This is a genomic window from Granulicella sp. WH15, from assembly GCF_009914315.1.
Taxonomy (GTDB): domain Bacteria; phylum Acidobacteriota; class Terriglobia; order Terriglobales; family Acidobacteriaceae; genus Edaphobacter.
The window spans coordinates 4,399,493-4,424,955 of the sequence record NZ_CP042596.1; the positions used below are offsets into that span (position 1 = coordinate 4,399,493).

Sequence of the window (25,463 nt, forward strand, 5' to 3'; positions counted from 1 at the left end):
CCAAATCGGGAATCGTAGCCGTGTAAATGACTGATCTGCGGCAGGTTTGCGGCTCTGGGGCGTTCGATCCGATGTAAAAGTCGGTATGGCCCGAACAAAGACAGGCGACCGGCTGGAGCGGCTGCGATTTCGGCGGGCTCCGCTGGCGGCTGCGGCGGTGTGGTTCGGCGTGGGCGTTGTGCTGGCGCACTTCGTATGGCAGCCGGTGCTGGTGCTCGTCGTGGCACTGGTGGTGACGGGCGCGTTGGCCGTGGTTGCCCTGGCGACCAGCCCACGCGTGAGCTGGCTGCCGGTCGCGGCGATCTGGATCGTCACGGGAGTGGCCGCGGCGGAGTGGCAACCGGGGCCGCCGGACAGCTCGGCCGTCGCGGGCTACGCCGATGGCCTGAGCCGCCGGGTGCTGGGGCGCGTGACGAGGGTACAGCGGCTTCCGCAGCGCGCCAAGACCGTGGACAACGATAAGGTAGCGCCGTGGGAGGCAGCCGAGGAGGCCGAGCCGGATGCGGAGCAGGCCGAGTCCGTCGATCTGGCGCTGGAGCAGATAGAGGAAGTGACGCCGGATGTGGCGTCGATGGTGCCAATCAGCGGAGGGGTGCGAAGTACGATTTACGCCACTGCTACACAACTGCCGGAGCTGGCCTGCGGCGACCTGGTGGAGATGACCGTGCGGCTGAAGCTGCCGGAGCGGTTTCGCGACCCCGGAGTGTGGCAGTATGCAGATTACCTGCGCGAACAAGGGATCGGGGCGCGGGCCAGCCTGGCGACGAACCGTCTGCACCGACTAGGAACAGGACCGGCGAGCTGGCATTGCCGGGTGGTGGCCGCGCAGGGCTGGGCGGTGGCGCGGCTGGCGGGGTTCGTCGGCTCCGGGCCGAACCGGCGGGTGCCGGGCTGGATGCGGCTGGGCTCGGCGGACGCGGCGATGCTGGACGCGATGCTCTTCGGCGACCGCGCCGGGCTGAACCGGACGATGCGTACGGGCTTCGAACGCACAGGCTCCTTCCACCTCTTCGTGGTCTCGGGGCTGCACGTGACGCTGCTGGCCGGGGGAGTCTTCTGGCTGGTGCGGCGGCTGCGCGGTCCGGCGTGGCTGGCGACGCTGGTGACGATCGCCTCGGCCACGGGCTACGCGGTGCTGACAGGGTTCGGGCAGCCGGTGACACGGGCGCTGACGATGACGTCGATCTTTCTGCTGGCAAGGCTGTTCTGGCGCAAGGGGGATTCGATCAACGCATTGGGTGCGGCGGTGCTGGCTATGCTGGTCTGGTCGCCCAAAAGCCTCTTCGAAGCCAGCTTTCAGATGACAGTGCTGGCGCTGGTCGCCATCGCCGGGATGGCGGCTCCGCTGGGCGAGCGCAGCTTTGGCGGATATGCGAAAGCTACTCGCAACATCTTCGCGGCAGGCGTGCGCGGTGGCCTGAGCCCGCGCAGGATGCAGTTCCGCGTGATGTTGCAGCTCTGGGGAGAGACCTTTGCCGATGCGTTCGGACGCTGGTCTCGAGGGCTTCCGGCGCTGGCCGTGCGCTGGGGCCTGCTGGCGATGGAGCTAGCCCTGGTCGGGGTGGTCGCGGAGCTGGTGATGGTGATGCCGATGGCGCTCTACTTCCACCGGGCGGCGGTCTTTTCGGTTCCGGCCAACATGGTGGTGATCCCGGTGCTGGCGGTGCTGGCTCCGGCTGCGGTGGCTACCTTTGCGGCGTCACTGGTAAGCCCGTGGGTGGCGCTCGCGCCCAGCGTGGTGACGGCTCTGCTGCTGCATGGGGTTACGGGGGCGATCGGCCGGATCAGCAGCCTGAGCGTGGCCGATGTACGGGTGCCGGGACCGGTGTGGTGGGTGGGCGCGCTGGCGGTGTTGGCGTGGATGGCGTGTTGCTGGGCGGTGCGGCGCGGGCGCTGGGGCGCTTGGGTGACGGCGGCGGCGTTGCCGCTGATTGCCGTGATGGTGCTGTGGCCGGAGAGGCCGCTGACGACGCCGGAGAGGCTGGAGCTGTCGGCCATCGACGTGGGCCAGGGCGATTCCCTGCTCATTGCAGGCCCGGACGGGCGAACGATGCTGGTGGACGCGGGCGGGCCAGTGGGGCAGCACGGCGTCTCCGAGGTGACGGCCAGCTACGACGTGGGCGAGGAGGTGGTATCGCCGTACCTGTGGTCGCGGCGGATGCGGCGGCTGGACGTGGTCGTGCTGACCCACGCCCACACCGACCACATGGGCGGGATGCCTGCCGTGCTCCGGAACTTTCGTCCGAGGGAGCTTTGGGTGGGAATCGAGCCGGATTCGGCGCAGTTTCGGGCGCTGCTCGAGGAGGCTCGGGAGCTGGGGATTACGGTGCGGCATCTGCACGCGGGCGAGGGGTTCGTCTGGGGGGAAACGGCGGTTTCGGTTCTGGCTCCGGCTGTGGGTTACGTCAACATGGGAGCGCCTAAGAATGACGATTCGGTGGTGCTGCGGCTGGATTTTGGGCGGGGGTCGTTGCTGCTGGAGGGCGACGCCGAGAGGCCGAGCGAGGAAGCGATGTTGGCCGCCGGGCTGGTAAAGCCGGTGACGGTGCTGAAGGCGGGGCATCATGGCAGCATCACCTCGACCACACCGGAGTTTCTGGCGGCGGCGGCTCCGCGGGATGCGGTGATTAGCGTGGGCCGGGGTAACAGCTTCGGGCATCCGCGGGGAGAGGTGATCGGGCGGTTTGCGGCGGCGGGGGTGAGGCTCTATCGCACGGATGAGTTTGGGTTGACCACGTTTCTGCTGGGGCGGGATGGGACGGTGAAGGAGGTGGTCGGAACCCAGGATGGTTCCCAATAAAGCTTGACGGTGCGGCCCCGATGTTGTCTACAGTGTTAACAGGAGGTACATCGCGTGGAGATGACTTCGAAGCCGGATGCGAGTGTGGGGGCGGAGGCTCTGGAAGAGGGGCGGCTGATCCGGCGAATGCAGATGATGATGGGCCTGGTGATGCAGACCATCGCGCAGGACAGCTCGCTGACGATTGATGAGGCTTCGCAGATGATCGCCGACTCGAAGAAGGCGGCGCTGGCAATGTTTCCGGGGAAAGAGCTGGCCTATGAGATTATCTGGCGGCCGAGGTTTCAGCGGTTGATGCGGGAACGGTTTCGGATTATGTAGAAGGCGCTTTTACACAAAGCGTCGAGAACCGCACGAAGTGCCGCCCGCCCGGCGTTAGGGAGTTGTTGCTTCTGGACTCTTCGGGTGGGATAGGTCGGGCCTTCAGCCCTCTTCTGCCTGCGCGTTCGGTTACCTAGGGCTTCGCCCTAGGCTGGTATAGAGCGCGCCTTCAGCGCTTTTCGGAGGCATAGAGCGGTTGTGCCTCGTGGGTGCCCCATGTCTCAGAAGCGAGACCTGGGGCACCCGGATTCGTGGCGGGGGCAAAGAAAGCATACCTCGGGGCTAAAGCCCGCATCCGTGGTGGATTTTGATGTGCGGGATAAAGCCCGGACGTACCCCAGAAGCAACGACAAAAGCAACAACAAGAGCAAAAACAGAAGCAGATTCCTCCGCTTCGCTCCTGAATGACAACCAAAAGAACAGGCAACAACAGGTGCGGCCTCGACCAGCCGGAGGTTATTGCGGCTGGGCGGCTAGCCAGAGGCTCAGGTTTGGCTCCTGCGCGGCACGGAAGCGGATGCAGTCGTTGATGCTGTCGATGGCCTTGGCCAAGGTGCGCTCGGTGGCGTCGACCTTGTGGGTAGCGAAGAAGCTCGTCACCTGATCGCGCTGCTCGACCGTGCAGAAAGCGCCCGTGGCCGTCACGACGCGGGCACCGCTGGCTACGGTGAGCTGCGCCTTCACCTTATCCCAGTTCTGCTGGAGCCACTCCCAGGCGCGGTCGCGGGTCTCGGGCTGGCGCAGCTCGATGCCGATTAGTTGCCACGAATCCTGGCTGCGGACCGCGCCCGAGACCGTGTAGTCCAGCGTGCGGGTGACCAGCGCGGGGTCGTGGAAGCGGGTCAGCGTGCGCAGGGCCTCGACCTGAAGCTCGGGGTCGGTGGCCTTCTGGCTGACGGCCTGGATGCGGTCGTAAAGGGCGGCTTCACCGTGCTCGGCAGAGATCAGGATCGCCGCGTCGGTGACATCGGCATCAGGGCCGGACTTGGGCTGGTGTCCGGCGAAGACCTCGTCGGAGATACGACGGGCCTCGGCCAGGGTGGCCGGGTCGCCGACCGCGCCCAGAAGGCCGAAGAGGTTGCTGCGGATCTCCTGCTGGTCGTAGGTGGAATGCTTGCCGGGAGTTGCGAGCGCGGCGTAGACCGGGGCGTAGCGGGCGCGGAGGATCGCATCGAACTGCGCTCTCTCGGCGGGGCTGGCCAGCCGCAGGCGGATCGTGTCGATGGCGCGGAGCGTGCTGTCGAGCACCGAGGCCCTGGGGTCGCTCTTCACCGAGAGAGCGAGGTCGAGGTAATCGCCCACGGGGACCTCGCCCGCCGTGGTGAGCGCCCAGCGGTCGCCCAGCAGGCCAAGCCGCTCAGACGGGCTGAGCGACGACTCGACGTGGGGCAGGATGGCCTTCATTTGCGCCGGGGTATAGGCCGTGCGGAAGTAGCCCTTGTCTGCCGCGTTGGCGTAGAAGAACGGCGCGGGGTCGATCGGCAGAGTGGCCGCGTCGGGCGTCAGGATCTTGCAGGACGGAGCGCCGGAGGTCTTGACGCAGACCGGGATCGTCCAGCCAACGATGGAATCCGAAGTGGGCGACATCCCCGAGAGGAAGAAGCGGCTTTGCGTGACCGGGACGCCCGCTGACTGGATATCGCGGAAGCGCAGCAGGGGGACGCCGGGCTGGGTGACGAAGCTCGACATGATGCGGTCGACGGGCTGGTGCGAGTTGGCGGTCTGGGCGCTCCAGAAGTCCTCGGCCGTGGCGTTGGCGTAGAGGTGCGCCGCCAGGTAGTTGTGGACGCCCTGGCGGAAGGTCTCCGCGCCCAGGTAGTTCTCCACCATGCCCAGCACCGCGCCCGCCTTGCCGTAGGCGATGCCGTCGAACATCTCCTCGATCTCCGCCGGGGTGTCGGCCGTGGCGCGGATGGTGCGGGTGGTCTTGCCCGCGTCGTAGTTCAGGGTCTGGTCGAGCGTGTCGGCAGTGTCCTCGGGGAAGTTCCACTCGGGCTTCCACTCACCGCTGGCCTTGTCGGCCATCCAGGTGGCGAAGCCCTCGTTGAGCCATAGGTTGTCCCACCACTGCATGGTCACCATGTCGCCGAACCACTGGTGGGCCATCTCGTGCGCGACCACGGAGGCGACGCGCTTGCGGCTGTTGATGCCGGCGTTCTTCTCGTCGACCAGCAGGTCGGTCTCGCGGTAGGTGATGGCGCCGAAGTTCTCCATCGCGCCAGCCTCGAAGTCGGGGATGCCGATGAGGTCGAGCTTGGCCATGGGGTACTTGATGCCGAAGTAGGTGTCGTAATAGTGGAGGAAGTGCTCGGCGGCGGAGACCGCGAACTTGGTGAGCGGGAGCTTGTCGGGCGTGGCGCAGACGCGGATGGGCACGCCGTCGGACTTGCCCTTGGAGCAGGCGAAGTCGCCTACCAGGAAGGCGACCAGGTAGGTGGACATCTTCGGCGTCGTGGCGAAGACCAGGGTGTGCTTGCCGGGCGCGGGGCCGGGCTGGTCGGAGACGATGGGGCCGTTCGAGATGGCGGTGTCGGCGGCGTCGATGGTCAGGCTGACGTCGAAGGTGGCCTTCAGGGCAGGCTCGTCGAAGCTGGGGAAGGCGCGGCGGGCGTCAGTAGACTCGAACTGGGTGACGGCGTAGTTGCGGGCCTTGGTCTTCGAGAGATAGAAGCCGCGCAGCTTGTCGTTCAGGGTGCCGGAGAACTCGACGGCGAGGGAGGCGTGACCGGCGGGCAGGGGCTGGGGGAAGGTGAAGGTCGCCTGCTCTTTGGCGGGGTCGTAGCTGATGGTGCCGGTCTGAGTGCCTGCGGCGGTAGACGCCTCGACCTTGCTGATCTTCAGCTCCAGCGCGTTGAGCGTGACGGTGGCCGAGGGGTCGGCGAGGGTAACGTCGATCGTCTCCGAACCCGCGAAGCTGGCCTGCGCGATGGAAGGCGCGAGCTGGAGCCGGTAGTGCTCGGGGTGGACGTTTGCGGGCAGGCGCTGGGCGGTGAGGGGAGCGGCGGCGGCGAGCGCCAGGGTCAGGAGCGTGTTGCGAAGGGTCATTCCGGGTTTCCTTATCCCTCTAAGGATACGGGATCGTAAACCTCTGCCGGGAGCGGCTCGGCGACCAGCGCCGCGGGCCGGATGCGGGAGACGCACAGGCGCGCCGGGCGATGGCTGCGCAGCTCGTAATCCTGGGGAGGGATCGCCGCGGCGGAGCAGAGGCGGTGCCAGTCCTCCGGGCGGAAGCTGCGCAGGATCGAGACCGGGCCGTCGTGCTTGACGAAGGGATGCCAGGGGGTGAAGCGCACCAGCGTGCGGAAGAGGCGGTAGGGCATCGGCTCGCGATGCAGGTCGTTGATGAACCAACCCACGCGGGCGGTCGCCTCCATCCAGGCCAGGAAGTCGACGATCTCGGCGTCGCGCAGATGATGCGTCAGGAGCGAGCTGAGGACGATATCGACGCCTTCGGGTGGGTGCCAGTCGTAGACGTTGCCCGCGAGGAAGGTGATGCCGGTTGTGGCAGGCGTGGCCTCGCGAGCGGCCCGGATGGCGTCGGGGTTCAGGTCGATGCCGGTCAGCTCTACCGGCAGGTTGCGGGCGGCGGCCCAGTGGTGGATGCGCCGCAGCGCGTCGCCGTAGCCGCAGCCCACGTCGAGGATCCGCAGGGGTCTGGGCACGGGCTGCGCTTCGCAGACGAGTCCCAGCCAGTGCAGAGTGGGCTGGTAGGCCAGGGTCAGCCGGTTTACCCGAGCGATGTCGTGCAGGCAATCGCGCATCTGCTCGTACGAGCAGGGCTGGTCCATCTTCTCGGGGAAGTCGTCGAGATTTGCGCGTTCGGAGAAGTCAAACAGAGTTAGAACCCTTATCGCATCGAATCTCAACAGAAGTTGCACCAAGCATACAGTGCAATGCCGAAAAGAATGTCACGCGGTTTGCAGTATCCCGTAGAGGAAGCAGATCACCGCGACCGTGAGCGCTGCGATCCGGATGCGGTGGAGGATATCCCATCGTTTGTGTGCGGAGCGCCAGCCTGGGTCGCTGTCTGGCTCGCTGTCCGCGCCGAGCCGGTTGTTGATCGGAACCAGCAACAGGATCGTGAAGACGATGGTCGCAACCCAGAGCAGCTCCGCGCTGAGGAGCAGAAGATGGCCAGGGGTATGGCTCCGAAGCCAGGCCTCGACGCCCAGCAGAATGGCGTTCAAGGCGTACCAGAACGGCATCGCCCTGCCGAGCGAACGGGCCAGCAACGACACCTGGGCGCGGTCATCCAGCTTCCAGATAGCCGGGTTAACGAACGCGGAAACGGCAAACTCGTTGCCGGTCATCAGCCCGATGGAGAGAATGGTGAAGACATCCAGCAAGAGTGTCATAGCTGACCCCGCTTTCTGCGATTCGACCGTGGAAGACTAGCTCGGCTGCACGGACGCGGCCCGTTCGGAGTGGCCGGATAGCTCTGCTGCCTGTAGCTCCGCGTAGGCTGCGGCTCCCAGCAAGGCGCAGGTCTCGTCGAGGATGACGCGGACGGGGATCGACTGGAGCAGCGGCGAGAGACGGCCCTTGTCGAGGAATGCCTGCACGAAGGCTCCGTTCTGCAAGGTCTTCAGCGTCTTGGGCGCGATGCCGCCGCCCAGGTAGATGCCGCCCATCGCCAGCACCTTCAGCGCGACGTTGCCCGCCTCCGCCCCGTACGCGCCCGCGAAGATCTTCATCGTCTCAAAGCAGATGGAGCTGGAGCCGTCCTCGGCGCAGCTTCCGATGACCGCGTTGGGGTCCTCGTGGGCCAGCCGGGTCTTCAGCCACTGCGGCTCGTCCAGCTTCTCCACGTCGCGCAGGTAGGCGTAGATGTTCTTGATGCCGAGGCCCGAGACCACGCGCTCGAAGGAGACGCGGCCCTTGAGGGTCTGGCGCAGGTAGTTGAGGAGGGCGATCTCGCGGTCGTTGCGGGCGGCGAAGTCGCAGTGGCCGCCCTCGGAGGGGATGGGGCGGTGCGTCTTGCCGTCCCAGATGAGCAGCGCCTCGCCTAGCCCGGTGCCCGCCGAGACCAGGCCGCGATGGCCGACGGCGGCCACATCTGCCTCGTGCAGCGTGAAGATGCTCTCCGGGGCCAGCTCCGGGATGCCGTAGCCGTTGGCCTCTAAGTCATTGATAAGGAAGATGTGCTTGATGCCAAGCGAGGCTTCGAGGTCGCGGGCGTCCAGCGTCCAGGGCAGGTTCGTCAGCTTCAGGTGGCCGTCGCGCACGGGGCCGGGGCAGCCGAAGCAGGCCGCCACAATCTCGTCCTTGTTCTCCGCAGGGCGGTCGCCGTCGGACGCAAGGAACTTCTTCACCACGTCGTCGAGACTGGAGAACTCGTGGGCCGGAAACTTGTGGTCGCGGGTCTGCCGGAGCCGCCCGGCCTCGAAGTTGTACAGCGCGAGATGTACCTTGGTACCGCCGACGTCGCCTGCGAGAATCATGCTTTTCAGCCTTCCTATGCGAGTTCGAGTGTCGTGGTGCCCGGAGCGCCGCCGCCGGGGAGCAGCTTGGCGGCTTCGCTGTCGAGCAGGAACGTGAGCTGCTTGCTGGACGGGCGGATGAGCTGCGAGGGCAGAGTCTCGGGGTCGTACGGCCCCTGCAATACCCGCTGCAATACCTCGTCCTTGCCCTTGCCTTCGATGAGGAAGGCGACGGTGCGCCCCTGGTTGATGACCGGCCAGGTGAGCGTGATGCGCCAGGTATCCTTCTGCGGGACGTGGTTGGCTATGACGATGTCGATCATGTTGTCGAGGGCTTCGGTGTGGGGGAAGAGCGAGGCCGTGTGGCCGTCGTCGCCCATGCCGAGCAGGATCAGGTCGAAGGTCGGGGTCTCCGCGCCCTCGAGCTTGAAGGCGTTACGGATCGCGGACTCGTAACGGGCGGCGGCGACGGCGGGGTCAAGCTCGCCCTCCATGCGGTGCACGTTGGCGGGCGGCAGCGGCACCTTGCTCAGCATGGCCTCGTTGGTCATGCGAAAGTTGGAGTCGTCGGCGGTCGGGGGGACACAGCGCTCATCGACCCAGAAGAGCTGGAGGCTGGCCCAGGGGACTCGGGCGAGGAACGAATGCTGCGGGTCGGCGAGCAGCGCGAACATGGCCTTGGGGGTGGAGCCGCCGGAGATGGCGACGCGGGCCTGTCCGCGTGCGGCGACGGCGGAGACGATGGATTCGGTGAAAAGCTCGGCGGCGGCCAGGGCGACCTCCGCCGGGGTGGCGGAGACTTGGAGGGAGGCGGTGGCGGGGCGAGGCATGAGGACTCCGGAAAGTTAGAGGTAAACGAACAGAGATTCGGATGCAGACAACAATCCGGATGCCGTATTGTTGCACGGCATCCGGATCAGTGGCTCAACGCGCTGCGCGCGCTAGAGCTTGCCCCAGGCACGGCCCTCTTTTTCGAGCAGGTCGCAGGACTCCTGCGGGCCCCACGAACCGGCATCGTAGTTGGGGAAGTCCATCTTCTGCTGCGCCCACGCCTCGAGAATCGGCGTGAATAGAGCCCAGGTGGCCTCGACGCCGTCGCGGTGCGCGAACAGCGTCGCATCGCCGAGCATCGCGTCCAGTAGCAGGCGCTCATAGCCGTTGGCCGTGGACTTGCCGAAGGAGTCGGAGTAGCTGAAGTCCATGTTGACCTGCGCGACGTTGGTGGTCGGGCCGGGCACCTTGGCTCCGAAGCGAAGAGCGATGCCCTCGTCCGGCTGGATGCGCATGGAGAGGATGTTCGGCTCCACGTTGCCGTTGCTGCCGTTGCCCTTGAAGAGGTGCAGCGGCGGCTGCTTGAAGACGATCGTGACCTCGGTGACGCGCTTGGCCAGACGCTTGCCCGCCCGGATGTAGAAGGGGACGCCAGCCCAGCGCCAGTTCTCGATCTCGAGGCTGACAGCGGCGAAGGTCTCGGTCTGCGACTCGGGATTGACGCGCTCTTCCTGACGGTAGCCCGCGACCTCCTTGCCGCCGACCGTGCCCGGGCCGTACTGGCCGCGCGACGTCTTCTCGACCGGGATGCCCTCGATGGCGCGCCAGACCTTGAGCTTCTCGGTCCGGACGGCCTCGGCCTCGAACGAATCCGGTGGCTCCATCGCAACAAACGAAAGGACTTCCATGACGTGGTTCTGGAGCACGTCGCGCAGGGCACCGGCCTTCTCGTAGAACGGCCCGCGGCCCTCGATGCCGATGGACTCGGCTGCCGTGATCTCGACGTGGTCGATGAAGTTGCGGTTCCACACCGGCTCGAAGATGCCGTTGCCGAAGCGGAAGACGAGGATGTTCTGCACCGTCTCCTTGCCCAGGTAGTGGTCGATGCGGAAGATCTGGTCCTCGCTGAGGACAGCGTTCACGTCGTCGTTCAGCTTGCGGGCCGACTCGAGATCGGTGCCGAAGGGCTTCTCGATGATGACGCGGACCCAGCTATTCGATCCCTCGGCCGGGTGGGCCATGCCGTGCTTGCCCAGGCGGGCGATGATGTCGGCGAAGAACTCAGGCGCGACCGCGAGGTAGAAGAGCCGGTTTCCCTTGGTCTGGAACTTCTCGTCCAGCTCGGCGAGGTAGGACTTGAGCTTCTCGAAGCCCTCGTCGTCGTCGAAGTTGGTGGCGAAGTACTGGACCTTTTCCATGAAGGGCGCGAGCTTGGGGTCGGACTCTTCGACGCCGCCGCCTGCGATGATGCCCTCCTTCATATCCGGCCCGAAGGTCGCGGAGAGGTCGCGGCGGGCGACGCCGACGACGGAGAAGTCCTGCGGCAGAAGGCCGGACTGCTCGAGGTGGAAGAGCGCCGGAAGCAGCTTGCGCTTGGTCAGGTCGCCGGAGGCTCCGAAGATGACGACGATGCAGGGTTCGGGCACCCGCTCGTTGGTGGTAGCGGCGCCGAGCGTGACGCCTGCGGGTGTGATGGTCGTGGACATTTGCTGCTCCCTGAACGTGATGGAGATTGAATTGAAGTTGAAGATCAGATTCGCGGAGACCGGCTGCCGATGCGGGCTATTTCATTCATAGCCCGCATCGGCCCCAACCGAACTAGCTCTTCTTGATCGCGTGTCCGCCGAACTCGTTGCGCATGATCGAGATCATGCGGTCGGTGAAGTTGTTGGCCTCGCGCGAACGCAGGCGGCGGATGAGCGACTCGGTGATGACCGGAGCCGAGACGTCGAGGTCGATGGCCTCGAAGACCGTCCAGCGGCCCTCGCCGGAGTCGGGCACGTAGGCTTCCATGCCCTCGAGCGTCGGGTTCTTCTTGAGCGCGTCGGCGGTCAGGTCGAGCAGCCACGAGCGGACCACCGAGCCATCCTGCCAGATGTTGGCGATCTGCTCGAGGTCGAGGCCCAGCGTCTCCTTGGCCTTCAGGATCGAGAAGCCCTCGGCGTACGCCTCCATCAGGCCGTACTCGATGCCGTTGTGGACCATCTTGACGAAGTGACCCGCGCCGGACGGGCCGACGTGGCCCCAGCCCTCGGTGGGCGAAGGCGCAAGCGCCTCGAAGATCGGCGTGAGCCGCTCGACCGGAGCCTTATCGCCGCCGATCATCAGCGAGTAGCCTTCCTTCAGTCCCCAGATGCCGCCGGACGTACCGGCGTCGACGAACTCGAAGCCCACCTTGGCCGCCGCCGCGTGACGCCGCTGCGAGTCCTTGTAGTTTGAGTTGCCGCCGTCGATGAAGGTGTCGCCCTTTTCCATCAGGGGCTCCAGCTTGGCGATGGTCTCGTCGACCGGGTCGCCGGCCGGGACCATGATCCAGACCGCGCGGGGAGCCGAGAGGTTCTTGACCAGATCCTCGAGCGAGCTGACGCCCACCGAGCCCGCTGCCGTCAGCTTCGCCACGGCCTCCGCGTTGAAGTCAAAACCGACCACTTTGTGGCCCGCGAGACGGAGACGCTCCGCCATGTTGAAGCCCATCTTGCCGAGACCGATGATTCCAAGTTCCATGATCTATTCCTTTCGAAGGCTTCTAGCTGTTGATTCCGTAACTGCCGAGCGCGGCGCGGAGCTGCGCAGGAGACTCAAACCGGATGGCGTGCATGCCCAAGGACCTGGCGGCATCGCAGTTCTCCGGTTTGTCGTCGATGAAAAGTGAGGTGTTGGCGGGATAGCCGGAGATGTCGATCGCCGAGCGGTAGATATCCGGCAGCGGCTTCATCTCGTGCACGTAGCCCGAGCAGATGAAGTAGTCGAACAGTGGCCGCAGCTTGAACGCGTCCAGCCGATACTCGTTGAGTTCACGCGACTCGTTATTCAGGGTCGCCATACGATAGCTGCCCGCCGCTCGCAGCTCGGCCACCAGGTCGAGCGTATCGGGGTGCAGCACCTTGCTCTCCGCGCAGACCTGCGGCCAGAGCACACTGTAGGACAGGTCCAGCTCAGGATTCTGCTCGAAGACGGTCTTGCGAAAGAACTCCTTGGCCGTCGAGAGACCGCGCTCCCAGTAGTAGTTGGCCTCGGCGTGCAGTTCCTCGTAACGCGAGAGATCCACGCCCAGACGCCCCAGTACCCGGCTCCGCTGGTCCCGGTCCCAGCCATTGGTCAACAGCACGCCGCCGATATCCCAGAAAAGGGTCTTGATCCGCAGTGTGCCGTTCAGAAGGGTGCTCATTACTTAGTTGAATCCTCGTCGAAGTCCGCGCCCACCGAGGTGGCTTGCCAGGCCGCGAGATCCTGCTTCCACAGATCCAGACGGGCGGTCATGCGGTTGAAGGCAAGCGATCCCAGCACCAGGTGACGGGGCGGCTCAGGAGCCTTGACGGCGGCGATGATCGCCTCGACGGCCTTCACCGGGTCGCCGGGCTGCTTGCCGGACTGGTCGATCATGTACTGGCGCGTCTTGCCTGCGGTCTGGTCGTAGTCGGCGATAAGCTGCTCGGCCTCGACGCCCGAGCGGCCGAGGAAGTCGGTGCGGAACGGACCCGGCTCAACGATAGTGACGTGGATGCCAAGCGGCAGAAGCTCCGCGGCCAGGGCTTCGGAGAGGCCGTTCACCGCGAACTTGCTGGCGTTGTAGTATCCCCAGCCCGCCGTCCCGATGAGGCCGCCGATGGAGGAGAGGTTGACGATGTTACCCGAGCGCTGCTTGCGGAACTGCGGCAGGAAGGCCTTCGTGACGCGGATGAGGCCGAAGACGTTGGTCTCGAAGACCGGCTTGAACTCCGCCTCGGTGGCCTCTTCGATGGCTCCCGCAAGGCCGTAGCCCGCGTTGTTCACCAGCACGTCCACGCGGCCAAAGCGGGCCAGCGTCTTCTCGACCGCGGCATCCACAGAGGACTGGTCGGTTACGTCGAGGGCAACGGCCAGCGCCAGATCGGGATACTTGTCCGCCAGATCAGCTACCTGCTCCGGCTTGCGGGCGGTGGCGGCGACCTTTTCGCCCGCCTGAAGAAGCTGTACTGCAAGCTCACGACCGAAGCCGGTCGAGGCTCCGGTGATAAACCAAACGCGTTGTGTCGTCGATTCACTCATAAACTTCAGATGCCTGGGAGCCCGGGTTGATGCAACAGCGCACCCATGAAGGGTGCATTACGGACAGTGCAAAACTGCTCACTGGCCGAGAGCTGCCAAATATGAGTGTACAAACTCTGACGGGTCAAGCCAAACAACGCGCGATGAAAAGGGATTCATCGCGCGGCTTAGGACTCAGAAGAACCAGAAACACTTAGGAGCCGTACGTGGTTCCCCGGGCATCCGGCATGTACTGCGCTTCGATCGCTTTCACCTTGTTCAACCGGCGCACGAAGCGCGGCTCCGACGCGATGAACTGCGCCTTCAGGTAAGCTTCGACGCACTCGAACGCCAGCGCCGGACCGATGATGCGCGCGCCCAGAACCAGCACGTTCATCTCGTCGTGCTCCACGCCCTGGTGGGACGAGTAGGTGTCGTGGCACATGCTGGCGCGCACGCCCGGCATCTTGTTGGCCGCGATGCAGACGCCCACGCCCGAACCGCAGATCAGGATGCCGCGCTCGGCCTTGCCCGACATCAGCTCCTTGCCGACGAGGACCGCGAAGTCCGAGTAGTCCGACGATTCCGTGTTGAAGGCGCCCAGGTCGTGCACCTCATGGCCGAGCTTCTTCACGTACTCGCGCACTTCTTCTTTCAGCGGAAAACCGGCGTGATCGGCTGCGATGGCAATAATCATCTCTTGTCCTTAAAAACTGCGTTGGAGAATCACGAGTTCGGCAGACGACGTTGGCTACTCCTCGTACTCCCAGTCCTCTTCGGGATCGGGAGCCACGGTGTCTTCATACGTCGGCTGCAGGGAGGTAAAGCGCTCCGGGTCTGGATCGACCGTCTCAGGCTTGCGGACCATCTCACGTTCGCTGGTGACCATGTTCGTTCTCCATACATTTAGTACAGCGGAAGCGATGCCGTCCGGCACCGCCCCCGCCTTTGGTTACAACTACTTCTTCAACAGCTTCTTCGCCGCCTCGACCACGGCAGTAGCCGAGATGCCGAGCTTGTCCTGCACCAGCGGAGCCGGAGCCGACGCACCGAAGCGGTCGAGACCGATCGCGATGCCGTCGCGCCCGACGTACTTCCACCAGCCCATGGTGGCACCGGCCTCGAGCGAGATGGTGGGAACGCCGTGCGGGAAGATCGACAGCTTGTACGCCTCGTCCTGCTCCTCGAAGAGCTTGAAGCTCGGCATCGAGACGACGGTGGCGTTGATGCCCGCCGCCTTCAGCTCGTCAGCCGCCTTCACGATCATCGCGACCTCGGAACCGGTGGCGACGAGGATGACGTCCTTGCCGAACTGCTCAAGGATGTACGCGCCCTTGCGGGTGTTCTCGTGCACCTTGTACTTGTCGTTGTCGAGCGTGGGCAGGTCCTGCCGCGAGAGGGCCATGAAGCTGGCCGACTGGCGCTCGAGCGCAAGCTGCCAGCAGGCAGCCGTCTCGTTAGCGTCCGCGGGGCGGAAGTCCGTAAGCTGAGGAATCGCACGCAGGCTCATCAGGTGCTCGATGGGCTGGTGCGTGGGGCCGTCCTCACCCAGACCGATGGAGTCGTGGGTGAAGATGTAGAGCGAGTGCGAACTCTGCAGCGCGCCCATGCGCAGGGCCGAACGGCAGTAGTCCGAGAAGGTGAAGAAGGTGGAGCCGAAGGGGATAAGCCCGCCGTGCGCCGCAATGCCGTTGACCGCCGCCATCATGCCGAACTCACGCACGCCGAAGAAGATGTTGCGACCCTTCGGATCGAGGTGGAAGTTCTGCGAATCCTTGAAGATGGTCTTGGTGGAGCTGGTCAGGTCGGCCGCGCCGCCGATCAGCTCCGGAACCACCTTGGCGATGGCGTTCATGACCACCTGGCCCGCGTTGCGGGTCGCCACCGGCTTGTCCGACGGGAAGACCGGGATCAGCTTCTCCCAGCCCTCGGCCAGCTTCGAAGCGGTGGTACGGTCGTACTGGTCGCCCAGCTCGGGGTACGCGGTCTTGTAGTCTTGGTAGAGCTTCTCCCACTCCTCGCGCGCCTTCTTACCCTTCTCCTTGCACTTGTCCCAGACGGCCTGCGCCTCCTCGGGAACGTAGAAGCTCTTGTCCTCGGGCCAGCCCAGGTTGCGCTTGGTCTCCTTGGTAGCCTCGGCTCCCAGAGCCTCGCCGTGGACCTTCTGCGTACCGGCCTTGGGGCTGCCGTAGCCGATGACCGTGCGGACGCGGATCAGCGACGGACGGGTCGTATCCGCCTTCGCCGCCAGGATTGCATCCTCAAGGGCCTTCAGGTCGTTGCCGTCGTGAACCATCTGGACCTGCCAGTGGTAAGCCTCGAAGCGGCGGGTAACATCTTCGGTAAAGCTCAGCTCCGTGGGACCGTCGAGCGAGATCAGGTTGTCGTCGTAGAGGACGATCAGCTTGCCCAACTTCAGGGTTCCGGCCAGCGACGCCGCCTCGTGCGAGATGCCTTCCATCAGGTCGCCGTCGCCGCAGAGGACGTAGGTGTGGTGATCGACCGGGGTGTGGTTGTCGTGGTTGTAGACGGCCGCCATGTGCTTCTCGGCGATGGCGAGGCCGACCGACTCGGCGAAGCCCTGACCCAGCGGGCCGGTGGTGACCTCAACGCCCGGAGTCTCACCGTACTCCGGGTGCCCCGGGGTGTGCGAACCCCACTGACGGAAGGCCTTGAGCTGATCCATGGGCAAGTCGTAGCCCGCCAGATGCAGCGCACCGTATAGCAGCGCCGACGCGTGGCCGTTCGAGAGCACAAAACGGTCGCGATCCGACCATTTTGGCATCGTAGGGTCGTACTTCATGATCTTCGTGTACAGCAGGTACGCGATCGGCGCGCAGCCCAGCGGAGCGCCGGGGTGTCCGGACTTGGCCTTTTCCACCGCGTCGACGGCGAGAAAGCGGAGTGCGTTGATGGCTAGCTGATCCAGTTCGTGCTGTTTTGTATCGCTCATTCTGCTCCTATTGGTCTACTTGTTTGGCTGTCCTCATCCCTTGGGGAGAGGTCGCTCACTGGGTTTGCGCGTCACGCCGCGCTCTTGCTGAAATCCGGTGCTTGCCGTAACAGTGTACTAGCGGGGTCTCCCAACCGTCCTCTGCCCGCGAGAAAATCCGGCAAATACGTCCTGCCGGACGGGCCGCCTGCACGGCGAGCGGGCGGTTCGCACGCCCTTTTTACTGCTTCGCGTGGTCCTTCCGCTGGTCGGGAATAAATATTCTCGCTGCCGACCAGCGGGAGGACCCTTATGCACAAATCGCTACTACGATAGGGGTTTCAGGCCTACCGGTTGTGCTGCCGCAGCCTCCGGCATCAGTTGTACGTCGTCGTTGTGGCCCAGCCAGTGCCCCGGATCGTTCGGCCCCGCCCCCATCCAGAAGAGCGTGAAGCTCAGCATGCCCGGCTTGGACGGCGTAGGAATGTCCACGACGAACCCGAACCGGCCCACGGCGTGCGATTCGAGCGTCGAGTGCGTCGCCCAGCCGTCGGTGGTGTAGAGGACGCGGAAGCGGTTCGGGTCGAGCACCCGCAGCGTCAAACCCGCCACCATCGCGGAGATGCGCCGCGTCTGCTGGAAGATCTCGATCCGCGACCGGAAGGTGCGCTTCTCGGCCAGATAACGCTCCGCCACCACCGAGACCTGATCGAAGATCTTGCCGTCCGACACCGAACGCAGCAGCTTCAGGTACTCCGCGTGCGCCCACACCAGCGGCTGCGCCGACCCGGCGGATTTGCCGTAGAACAGCCCCTCCGCGGGCATGTCGTCGTGGTCCCAGACCTGCTCGGGGAACATGCCGCCGACTGAGGCAAAGCTCTCGTATGCCTTGATGAAGGATTTCACGTCGCGCCCGGCGGCCAGCTCGTAGTGCGCCCGCTCGCCGCCCAGCAACGGCCAGCAGCGGCCCTGGCCCGACCCGTCGTAGTTGCTGCCATCCTTCTTCTGGCCGTAACCGTCGTGGTTGTAACGCCGCCAGGCATCGCCGTAGGGCGTCGTGTACTTCAGGCAGGAGTCCACAACCTTCAGCGAATCCACGATGAGCGGGTCGTCGGCCCGGCGGATGCCGTACCGCACCAGCTCCAGAAAGCCCGCGTCGATCACCTCGCGGGCGTCGAACTCGTTCCGCTCCCCGGCTTCGCGGTTCGAGAGCCGGATGTGGCCCGGCGCGACCTGATCGTTATAGAACGGCTCACCCGGAGCCGGTGGACGAATACGCATGTAGTGACGCTTGACGCCTTCGAGCAGGATGCCGTCCTCGGTCGTCGTCCACTCGTCCAGATGAGCCTCGATCCAGTCCGCGTAGGTCTCCATGAAGTCGGCCATCTCTTTGGCCTGATGAGCCCGCATGATGTCGGCCGCGCAGAGCAGCCCCGCGATCACCGTGGCCAAAGTCGAGGGCGAGTACCCGGCGTTCTCCTCCCAGCGCTCCTGCTGGGTGACCGGCGCGTAGCGGATCAGGAAGGCCGCGGCGTTGACCACGAAGGGGAAGATGTTGAAGTCGCCCAGGCCGTTCTGCTTCCACAGCCGCCAGGCCAGAATGATCGGGAAGGCCACCTCGTCGAGCTGGATGCCCGACCAATATGGCTCGCCGTTGACCCAGAAGTTCTGCGCGAAACTGCCGTCGGGCCTCTGCGTACAGGCCAGGTAGACCAGCGCACGGCGCGGCGTCTCCAGGTGTCCGCAGGCCAGCATCGCCGAGGCCGACTGGATCATGTCGCGGGTCCAGACCAGGTGGTAGCCGCCCAGGTCGTCGTCGCCCTTCGAGGCTCCCCAGGGGATCGAGGCCGAGGCAATGAACGCGCCTGAGTAAGTCTTGTCCTCGTGCGTCAGGATGATGCGGTGGCTGATGCCCAGCAGACGGCCGCCGTCCATGGACGCCGCCGCAAGCTGCCGAGGCGCGGGGGCGCGCCGCCACTGCTCGATGGCCCTCTTCTGATGCTGCTCGAAGGGCACCGACAGAGTCTGCATCATGCGCGAGAGCGCCGCGTGGAGGCCGTCCCCGAAGGCGATGGCGATGGTGAATTCGCGGCTGCGGCCGATGCTGATCTCGCCCATGACGGCGATGTTACCGTTGAGCGCCGAGCCGTACTGCCACTCCATGCGCATGTTGTCCGAGAGATCCTGATAGCCGTCGCTGAAGCCGACGTAGCCGCAGGACGACCGCGTGAACCCGCAGGTAGAGCCGAAGGCCAGGGCCGTGCGGCCCTTCCAGGCGACGATGGCGCGCGAGCCCGCCACGTCGATCGACCGCGCCGAGTTCCCCGCCCCGCCGCCGTTGAGGTGCGGCGAGAGCAACGCGTAGCACTTCAGCCGCGAGAGCACCTCCTCATCGCCCGTCAGGGTGACGTGCATGAGCACGACCGGGTGGTGCGGGTCGGCGGTGAACTGCTTGGTGACCGTGTAGCCGTTGGGGCTGGTCGCCGAGACCCGCACGCAGGGCGCGTCGGGATCGACGTAGCTGAAGTCGAAGTTGAGATCGCGCTTCTCCTCGTGGAAGAAGGTCTCCTCGTCCGTGAAGAGCAGTTCCATATCGCGTGTCTGCGGGCGGTCGATGGTGGGGTAGTAGATCTCGTTCAGGGTTCCGTGCGAAAGCGTGTACCAGACTCGGCTCGAAGCCGCGTAGGCGGTGGAGACTGCGTCTTTCTGGCTCGAGGTCCAACGTGGTTCGAGCCCCGGAGCCCCGTGAGCGGGTCCATTGTCGTCAAGCCAGCGATAAGAAGCGTTTCGGTCGGTCATCATGCTGATTAGAAACCAAAACCCGCCGAAACGGTGCGCCAAGCGCGTGAATGAAATATGAAACCCGTCCCCTATCGGGAAGGCGGACGAGCTTTCCTGCATCGCAAAGAGCTAAGATGGCATCGAAGCAGGTGTGCGGCCCGCCGGGTAAGGCGCGGGCCGGAATCCTGAGACTTTCATCTCGACCGAAAACCAGCACCACAGGAGAAACCAACGTGGCCTTCGAACTTCCCCCGCTCCCTTACGACTACACCGCCCTCGAGCCGCACATCGACGAAGCGACGATGAAGCTGCACCACGACAAGCATCACCAGACCTACGTGACCAACCTGAACGGCGCGATTGAGAAGCACCCGGAGCTTGGCTCGAAGAGCCCCGAGGAGCTGATCTCGGATCTCGCCGCGATCCCTGAGGATGTGCGCAAGGTCGTCCAGAACAACGGTGGCGGCCATGTGAACCACACCATGTTCTGGGAGATCATGGGACCGAACGGCGGCGGCGAGCCCACGGGCGCCATCGCTGAGCAGATCAAGGCCGACTTCGGCGACTTCGAGACCTTCAAGAAGACCTTCAACGAGACCACGGCCAAGCAGTTCGGCTCGGGCTGGGGCTGGCTGGTGTTTGAAGGCGGCAAGCTGAAGATCGTCACCACCGCGAACCAGGACAACCCGCTCTCGCAGGGCTTTATCCCATCCTGGGCAACGATGTGTGGGAGCACGCCTACTACCTGAAGTATCAGAACAAGCGGCCGGACTACCTCGCAGCGTGGTGGAACACCGTCAACTGGACAGAGATCAACAAGCGCTTCGCCACCGCCCAGAAGTAGGTACTTCGGCACTTCGTGCGGTCCTCGGGGCTGCATGGGTGAGTTAGCGGCATGGGGCCTCCCGCTGGTCGGCGGCAAGAATCTTTGTTTCCGACCAACGGGAGGACCACGCAAAGCAGTAAAAAGGCGTGCAAACGCCCGCCCCGCGCGTAGCGGGCCTGTCCGGCAGGACAAAGTCTTTGTGCTAGTCTGATGGCATGTTGGGGTTCGACTGGGACGAAGCAAACCTTCACCACATCGCCTTGCACTCCGTCACCCCCGAAGAAGTGGAACAAGTTCTTCAAGGTCCTACGTTCGAAATCGACGCCTACGAGTTGAATGGCGAAGAAAGAATCGAGGAAGTGGGCGCTACGCAGAGCGGACGCATCCTGAAGATTGTCACAACGGTTCGTAACGGTCTGATACGCGTAGTAACCGCTTACGATGCAGTGAGTGCCATCAAACAAGCCTTTATGGAACAGCAAAAACGACTATATGAATAAGAAACAAGAGTTGCCCGCCTTCAAAAGTGAAGCCGAAGAGGCTCAGTGGTGGTACGACAATCGAGAGGCCCGCGGAGAGGAGTTCGCGCAGGCGATTCGTGAGGGGCGTACCAGCAGAAATACGCTCGCTGATCGGATCGCAGCGGCCTCAGCCACGATCCGCCTCGATCCCGAAGACATCGCCACAGCCCGTGCCATTGCGGAGCGACGTGGAATGGAAGTAACGACTTACCTGAAGCAACTGGTGCATGAAGCACTGGAGCGTGAAGACAAGACGGCCGCGTAATCAGAGCCAAACAGGCAACAAAAAGCCCTCCCGCAAAGGAGGGCTTTTGTTGGTTCAGGACTGATTACTCCAGGTGCGATCCGCCGCGTGCACCCTTGGGACGCTTGTTCGCCTGCAGCACCTTCTTGCGCATACGCAGCGACTTCGGCGTCACCTCGACCAGCTCATCGTCCGCAATGAACTCGATCGACTGCTCCAGCGTCAGCACCTTGAACGGCACCAGGCGCAGCGCGTCGTCCGAACCCGAAGCGCGCATGTTCGTCAGCTTCTTCTCGCGAACCGCGTTGACGTCCAGATCGTTGTCGCGCGAGTGCTCGCCGACCAGCATTCCCTCGTAAACCTCTACGCCGTCGCCGATGAAGAGCACGCCGCGCTCCTGCACGCCGTCAAGCGCGTAGGTCGTCGTGACACCCTGCCGGTCGGAGATCAGAGCGCCCGAAGGACGCTGCGGAATCTCACCCTGGTACGGAATGTAGTCGCCCGCAATCGAGTTCATCACGATGGTTCCGCGGGTCTCGGTCAGCATCTCGTTGCGCAGGCCGATCAGACCGCGCGACGGGACCTTGAACTCCATGCGCACACGGCCCGAACCGTGGTTCGCCATGCGCGTCATCTCGCCCTTTCTCGGTCCAAGCCGCTCGATGACGGTACCGACAAAGTTCTCCGGAATGTCGATCGTCAGGATCTCGGACGGCTCCATCAACGCGCCGTCGACGCGCTTGGTCACGATCGTCGGACGCGAGACCATCAGCTCGAAGCCCTCGCGGCGCATCATCTCGATGAGCACCGAGAGCTGCAACTCACCGCGGCCCAGCACCTTGAAGGTCTCGGGCGAACCAGTGTCCTCGACGCGAATCGAAACGTTGGTCAGCAGCTCCTTCTCGAGCCTGTCCTTGATGTTGCGCGACGTGACGAACTTGCCCTCGCGGCCAGCGAACGGCGAGTTGTTCACCGAGAAGTTGATGGCGATGGTCGGCTCGTCGATCTTGATCGGCGGCAGCGGCTTCGGGTTCTCAAGCGAGCAGAAGCTCTCGCCGATGGTGATGCCGGGGATACCGGCGATGGCGACGATATCGCCCACCGCGGTCTCGGCCGTATCCTCGCGCTTCAGCCCGTTGAAGGTGAAGAGCTTGGTGATCTTGACCGGCTGCAGCGTCCCGTCAATCTTCGAGACGTTGACCTCCTGGCCGACCTTCAGCGTGCCGTTGAAGACGCGCCCGATGGCCAGACGGCCCAGGTAATCCGAGTAGTCGAGGTTCGTCACCAGGATCTGCAGGTCGCCGTCCGACGTGCCGGTGGCGGGGGAATCGTCTTGAAGATCAGCTCGAAGAGCGGCTGCAGGTCGGTGCCGGGGACCGCGAGGTCCATCGTTGCCGTACCGGCTTTTCCGTTGGTATAGATAACCGGGAAATCCAGGATCGACTCATCCGCGTCGAGGTCGATGAACAGGTCATAGACCTCGTTCAGAACCTCCTGCGGGCGCGCATCGGGGCGGTCGATCTTGTTGACCACGATGATCGGGGTCAGCTTGGCTTCGAGCGCCTTCGAGAGCACGTAGCGGGTCTGAGGCAGCGGGCCTTCCGAAGCATCGACCAGCAGAACCACGCCGTCGACCATCTTCAGCGCGCGCTCCACCTCGCCGCCGAAGTCGGCGTGGCCCGGCGTGTCCACGATGTTGATCTTCGAGTCGTGGTACTGGATCGCCGTGTTCTTGGCGAGAATCGTGATGCCTCGCTCTTTTTCGAGATCGTTCGAGTCCATGACTCGTTCTGCGACCGCCTCGTTCGTGCGGAAGGTGCCCGACTGGCGGAGCATGGCGTCGACCAGCGTGGTCTTACCGTGGTCAACGTGGGCGATGATGGCGATATTGCGGATGGCTTGGGCGGTCGTCGAGCTGCTCACGGCGGTTGGATATCCTATTCTGTGCGCTGAGTTTTGTGCGCTTGGGTGCGCTTAGGCTGCAACTGTATGCAGCAACTGGGGGCGAAATAAGCGTCACCTTTAGTCTAACAGGAGCCTGCCGGCTCTCTTCCGACTATTCCCCCGAAAACCGCTTTTTGCTCCCTTCTGCCGCCCGTAATCCCTCTATACTCATACGAACCATGCTCCCAACCCCAACACACGGCCAGGCACAAAGCCAGTCTCTCGACCAGTCGAACCAGTTCGCGCCCGAGGCTCTCGAGGGCTACCTGCTCGACCACGCCTACGACGAGATGTTCTCGGGGCCGGGGCAGCTTCGCCCGCACTATGAGCCGCTGCTCAGCCACTTCGGCAACCTGCCCGCGGGCGAGCTGCAACGGCGCAAGCAGGCCGCCGACCTCAGCTTTCTGAACCAGGGCATCACCTTCACGGTCTACGGGCGCGACGAGGGCAAGGAGCAGATCTTCCCCTACGACCTGCTGCCGCGCATCATCACCAGCGCCGAGTGGGCCACGGTGGAGCGCGGGCTGACCCAGCGGATCACCGCGCTGAACCTCTTTTTGCGAGACATCTACAACGAGGGCCGCATCCTCAAGGACGGCGTCGTACCGCGCGAGGTCGTCTACTCCTGTAAGCACTTCCGCCGCCAGATGGTCGGCTTGCAGGTGCCGCGCAACGTCTACATCGCGGTCTGCGGCACGGACCTGATCCGCATGGAGAATGGCGAGTTCGTCGTGCTCGAGGACAACCTGCGCGTGCCCTCGGGCGTCAGTTACATGCTCACCAACCGGCGCGTGATGAAGCGGATCTTTCCACAGCTTTTCCGCAGCTACAACGTCCGGCCCATCGAGCAGTACACCCAGATCCTGCTCGGCACGCTTCGCTCTTTGGCCCCGGAAGGCCGTCCCGAGCCGAACATCGTGCTGCTCTCGCCCGGCGTCTTCAACTCCGCCTACTTCGAGCACGCGTATCTCGCCCGGCAGATGGGCATCGAGCTGGTCGAGGGCCGCGACCTGGTGACCCACGACAACGTCGTCTACATGCGCACCACCTCGGCCTGCGCCGGGTCGACGTCATCTATCGCCGCGTGGACGACGACTTCATCGACCCGCTGGCCTTCCGGGCGACTCGATCCTCGGCGTCAGCGGCCTCTTCAACGCCTACCGAGCAGCAACGTCACGCTGGCCAACGCCTTCGCACCGGCGTCGCCGACGACAAGGCGCTCTACGCCTACGTCCCCGACATCATCAAGTACTACCTCTCCGAGGAGCCCGTGCTCCAGAACGTCAAGACGTACCTGCTCACGGATAAATCCTCCCGCCAGCATGTGCTCCAGAATTTAGACAAGCTGGTGGTCAAGGCAGTCGGCGAATCCGGCGGCTACGGGATGTTGATCGGCCCGCAGTCCACCGCCGCCCAGCGCGAGGAGTTCGCCCGCAAGATCGAGGCCGACCCGCGCAACTACATCGCCCAGCCGACGATCTCGTTCTCGCGCGCGCCGTGCCTCATCGGAGATGCTTTAGAGCCGCGCCACGTCGATCTACGCCCCTACGTGCTCTATGGAGATAAGGTCACCATCGTCCCCGGCGGCCTGACTCGCGTGGCGCTGACTCGAGGCTCACTGGTCGTCAACTCGTCGCAGGGCGGCGGCAGCAAAGATACCTGGGTACTGAGCCAATAGCCGTTCATGCTCCAAGCCCCACGCTTCAAGGAGACACCGATTTGCTCTCACGCGTAGCCGATTCCCTCTACTGGATGTCCCGCTATCTCGAGCGCGCCGAGCACACCACGCGCCTGCTCGAGGTCAACCTGAACCTGATGCTCGACGAGTCGGCCACCAGCTCCGACCGCCGCTGGCAGCGCGTCCTTCAGTCCCTCAATCATCCCAAGGACGTCGTCTGGACCGGCGACCCCTACGCGCTCACCCGCGCCCTCACCTTCGACACTACCCACAAGTCCTCCATCCTCTCGCTGCTCATCGCCGCGCGTGAGAACTCGCGCCATGTCCGCGAACAGATCTCCACCGAGCAGTGGCACCGGCTCAACTCGCTCTACCTCCAGGTCACCGGCCCCAACTTTCTCGCCGAGTCCGAGCCGTCCGAGTTCCTCCAGCAGGTCATGGAGGCGGTCCACCAGTTTCAAGGCGTCTCGGACTCCACCATGAGCCACGGCGAGGCTGGCAGTTCATCCAGGTGGCCGCTACATCGAGCGCGCCGCCGCCACCGCCGCGCTGCTCGAGGCCTACCACGAAGACCTCTGGAGCCGACCCGAGCGCATCGTCGAGGGCAACGAGTACCTCGAGTGGATGGCCTGCTGCGCTCCGCCACTGCTTTTGAAGCCTACTGCAAGGTCTACACCGCCGACCTCAGCCCCGAGTGGATCCTCGAGTTCCTGCTGCTCGACGAGGAGTTTCCGCACTCGCTGCGATTCTCCATCGACTCGCTCCAGAACGCGCTCTCGGCCATTCAGCGCGAGTCCGGCAAGAGCCGCGCCGACCAGCTCCGCCGCCTGGCCGGGCGGCTGCAAGGGACGCTCAGCTACAGCGGCATCGAAGAGATTCTGTCGCAGGACATCGTCGCCTACCTGCGCAATATTCAGGTGCAGTGCCGCGAGATCCACAACACCATCTACGAGCTGTACATCGACTACTCGATCCAGACTGCGCTGGCGAACTAACTA

The 25,463-nt window shown here is 64.4% G+C and carries 18 protein-coding genes and 3 pseudogenes; 7 read left to right on the top strand and 14 right to left on the bottom strand.

Annotated features, from left to right (window positions below; translation table 11 throughout):
• The first annotated feature begins 85 nt into the window (after window positions 1-85).
• Window positions 86-2,800: a ComEC/Rec2 family competence protein gene (locus FTO74_RS18255; RefSeq protein ID WP_162539421.1), complete on the top strand. Its 2,715-nt coding sequence runs from the start codon at window positions 86-88 to the stop codon at window positions 2,798-2,800.
• Between the two features lie 60 nt (window positions 2,801-2,860).
• Complete coding sequence (locus FTO74_RS18260; protein WP_162539993.1) at window positions 2,861-3,121, top strand: hypothetical protein; 261 nt, start codon at window positions 2,861-2,863, stop codon at window positions 3,119-3,121.
• Window positions 3,122-3,577: 456 nt separating this feature from the next.
• Here FTO74_RS18260 and FTO74_RS18265 read toward each other — a convergent pair whose 3' ends face one another.
• From FTO74_RS18265 to FTO74_RS18325, 13 genes are all read right to left on the bottom strand, one after another.
• Entirely contained in the window at window positions 3,578-6,166 is a 2,589-nt protein-coding gene (locus FTO74_RS18265) for a M1 family metallopeptidase (protein WP_162539422.1), read from the bottom strand.
• 11 nt (window positions 6,167-6,177) lie between these two features.
• Window positions 6,178-6,987, bottom strand: a complete 810-nt coding sequence (locus FTO74_RS18270) for a methyltransferase domain-containing protein (RefSeq protein WP_255462378.1) — start codon at window positions 6,985-6,987, stop codon at window positions 6,178-6,180.
• Window positions 6,988-7,029: 42 nt separating this feature from the next.
• Window positions 7,030-7,476, bottom strand: a complete 447-nt coding sequence (locus tag FTO74_RS18275; protein WP_162539423.1) for a DUF1772 domain-containing protein — start codon at window positions 7,474-7,476, stop codon at window positions 7,030-7,032.
• A gap of 36 nt (window positions 7,477-7,512) precedes the next feature.
• Complete coding sequence (gene glk / locus FTO74_RS18280) at window positions 7,513-8,562, bottom strand: glucokinase (protein WP_162539424.1); 1,050 nt, start codon at window positions 8,560-8,562, stop codon at window positions 7,513-7,515.
• 14 nt (window positions 8,563-8,576) lie between these two features.
• Entirely contained in the window at window positions 8,577-9,371 is a 795-nt protein-coding gene (gene pgl, locus FTO74_RS18285; protein WP_162539425.1) for a 6-phosphogluconolactonase, read from the bottom strand.
• Window positions 9,372-9,482: 111 nt separating this feature from the next.
• Complete coding sequence (gene zwf, locus FTO74_RS18290) at window positions 9,483-11,018, bottom strand: glucose-6-phosphate dehydrogenase (protein WP_162539426.1); 1,536 nt, start codon at window positions 11,016-11,018, stop codon at window positions 9,483-9,485.
• 112 nt (window positions 11,019-11,130) lie between these two features.
• Window positions 11,131-12,036, bottom strand: coding sequence for a phosphogluconate dehydrogenase (NAD(+)-dependent, decarboxylating) (gene gnd, locus FTO74_RS18295; protein WP_162539427.1), 906 nt, complete (start codon window positions 12,034-12,036; stop codon window positions 11,131-11,133).
• Between the two features lie 22 nt (window positions 12,037-12,058).
• On the bottom strand, window positions 12,059-12,700 hold the full coding sequence (locus FTO74_RS18300) for an HAD family phosphatase (RefSeq protein ID WP_255462379.1): 642 nt from the start codon (window positions 12,698-12,700) through the stop codon (window positions 12,059-12,061).
• On the bottom strand, window positions 12,700-13,560 hold the full coding sequence (locus FTO74_RS18305; RefSeq protein ID WP_162539428.1) for an oxidoreductase: 861 nt from the start codon (window positions 13,558-13,560) through the stop codon (window positions 12,700-12,702). The genes FTO74_RS18300 and FTO74_RS18305 overlap by 1 nt, the downstream gene beginning before the upstream one ends.
• Window positions 13,561-13,753: 193 nt before the next feature.
• A complete protein-coding gene (gene rpiB / locus FTO74_RS18310; RefSeq protein WP_162539429.1) occupies window positions 13,754-14,236 on the bottom strand; it encodes a ribose 5-phosphate isomerase B in 483 nt (160 codons plus the stop codon).
• 54 nt (window positions 14,237-14,290) lie between these two features.
• Window positions 14,291-14,428, bottom strand: coding sequence for a hypothetical protein (locus FTO74_RS18315; RefSeq protein ID WP_162539430.1), 138 nt, complete (start codon window positions 14,426-14,428; stop codon window positions 14,291-14,293).
• A 69-nt stretch (window positions 14,429-14,497) separates the two neighbouring features.
• Window positions 14,498-16,492: a transketolase gene (tkt, locus tag FTO74_RS18320; protein ID WP_162539431.1), complete on the bottom strand. Its 1,995-nt coding sequence runs from the start codon at window positions 16,490-16,492 to the stop codon at window positions 14,498-14,500.
• Between the two features lie 306 nt (window positions 16,493-16,798).
• Entirely contained in the window at window positions 16,799-19,273 is a 2,475-nt protein-coding gene (locus FTO74_RS18325) for a glycoside hydrolase family 15 protein (protein WP_345933721.1), read from the bottom strand.
• 113 nt (window positions 19,274-19,386) lie between these two features.
• Between FTO74_RS18325 and FTO74_RS18330 the strand changes: the two are divergent.
• From FTO74_RS18330 to FTO74_RS18340, 3 genes and pseudogenes are all read left to right on the top strand, one after another.
• Window positions 19,387-20,096, top strand: a pseudogene (locus tag FTO74_RS18330) (superoxide dismutase).
• 197 nt (window positions 20,097-20,293) lie between these two features.
• Window positions 20,294-20,578 carry a BrnT family toxin gene (locus FTO74_RS18335; RefSeq protein WP_162539432.1) on the top strand — a complete coding sequence of 95 codons (285 nt, stop codon included), beginning with the start codon at window positions 20,294-20,296 and terminating at the stop codon, window positions 20,576-20,578.
• On the top strand, window positions 20,571-20,864 hold the full coding sequence (locus tag FTO74_RS18340; protein WP_162539433.1) for a hypothetical protein: 294 nt from the start codon (window positions 20,571-20,573) through the stop codon (window positions 20,862-20,864). Before FTO74_RS18335 ends, FTO74_RS18340 begins: the two co-directional genes overlap by 8 nt.
• A 64-nt stretch (window positions 20,865-20,928) precedes the next feature.
• Here the strand turns inward: FTO74_RS18340 and typA are convergent.
• A pseudogene (typA, locus tag FTO74_RS18345) lies at window positions 20,929-22,766 on the bottom strand (translational GTPase TypA).
• A gap of 311 nt (window positions 22,767-23,077) precedes the next feature.
• Between typA and FTO74_RS18350 the strand changes: the two are divergent.
• Both FTO74_RS18350 and FTO74_RS18355 read left to right on the top strand, forming a co-directional pair.
• A pseudogene (locus tag FTO74_RS18350) lies at window positions 23,078-24,465 on the top strand (circularly permuted type 2 ATP-grasp protein).
• Window positions 24,466-24,506: 41 nt separating this feature from the next.
• Window positions 24,507-25,460 (top strand): alpha-E domain-containing protein, encoded by a 954-nt coding sequence (locus FTO74_RS18355; RefSeq protein ID WP_162539434.1) that lies wholly within the window; start codon window positions 24,507-24,509, stop codon window positions 25,458-25,460.
• The last annotated feature ends 3 nt before the right edge of the window (window positions 25,461-25,463 follow it).

Bases quoted from the DNA above. Each gene is read 5' to 3' on its own strand.
- rpiB (WP_162539429.1), bottom strand. From the start codon at position 14,236: ATGATTATTGCCATCGCAGCCGATCACGCCGGTTTTCCGCTGAAAGAA.
- zwf (WP_162539426.1), bottom strand. From the start codon at position 11,018: ATGTCCACGACCATCACACCCGCAGGCGTCACGCTCGGCGCCGCTACC.
- FTO74_RS18315 (WP_162539430.1), bottom strand. From the start codon at position 14,428: ATGGTCACCAGCGAACGTGAGATGGTCCGCAAGCCTGAGACGGTCGAT.
- FTO74_RS18305 (WP_162539428.1), bottom strand. From the start codon at position 13,560: ATGAGTGAATCGACGACACAACGCGTTTGGTTTATCACCGGAGCCTCG.
- pgl (WP_162539425.1), bottom strand. From the start codon at position 9,371: ATGCCTCGCCCCGCCACCGCCTCCCTCCAAGTCTCCGCCACCCCGGCG.
- FTO74_RS18265 (WP_162539422.1), bottom strand. From the start codon at position 6,166: ATGACCCTTCGCAACACGCTCCTGACCCTGGCGCTCGCCGCCGCCGCT.
- FTO74_RS18255 (WP_162539421.1), top strand. From the start codon at position 86: ATGGCCCGAACAAAGACAGGCGACCGGCTGGAGCGGCTGCGATTTCGG.
- FTO74_RS18275 (WP_162539423.1), bottom strand. From the start codon at position 7,476: ATGACACTCTTGCTGGATGTCTTCACCATTCTCTCCATCGGGCTGATG.
- FTO74_RS18335 (WP_162539432.1), top strand. From the start codon at position 20,294: ATGTTGGGGTTCGACTGGGACGAAGCAAACCTTCACCACATCGCCTTG.
- FTO74_RS18340 (WP_162539433.1), top strand. From the start codon at position 20,571: ATGAATAAGAAACAAGAGTTGCCCGCCTTCAAAAGTGAAGCCGAAGAG.
- FTO74_RS18300 (WP_255462379.1), bottom strand. From the start codon at position 12,700: ATGAGCACCCTTCTGAACGGCACACTGCGGATCAAGACCCTTTTCTGG.
- FTO74_RS18325 (WP_345933721.1), bottom strand. From the start codon at position 19,273: ATGATGACCGACCGAAACGCTTCTTATCGCTGGCTTGACGACAATGGA.
- glk (WP_162539424.1), bottom strand. From the start codon at position 8,562: ATGATTCTCGCAGGCGACGTCGGCGGTACCAAGGTACATCTCGCGCTG.
- FTO74_RS18260 (WP_162539993.1), top strand. From the start codon at position 2,861: ATGACTTCGAAGCCGGATGCGAGTGTGGGGGCGGAGGCTCTGGAAGAG.
- gnd (WP_162539427.1), bottom strand. From the start codon at position 12,036: ATGGAACTTGGAATCATCGGTCTCGGCAAGATGGGCTTCAACATGGCG.
- tkt (WP_162539431.1), bottom strand. From the start codon at position 16,492: ATGAGCGATACAAAACAGCACGAACTGGATCAGCTAGCCATCAACGCA.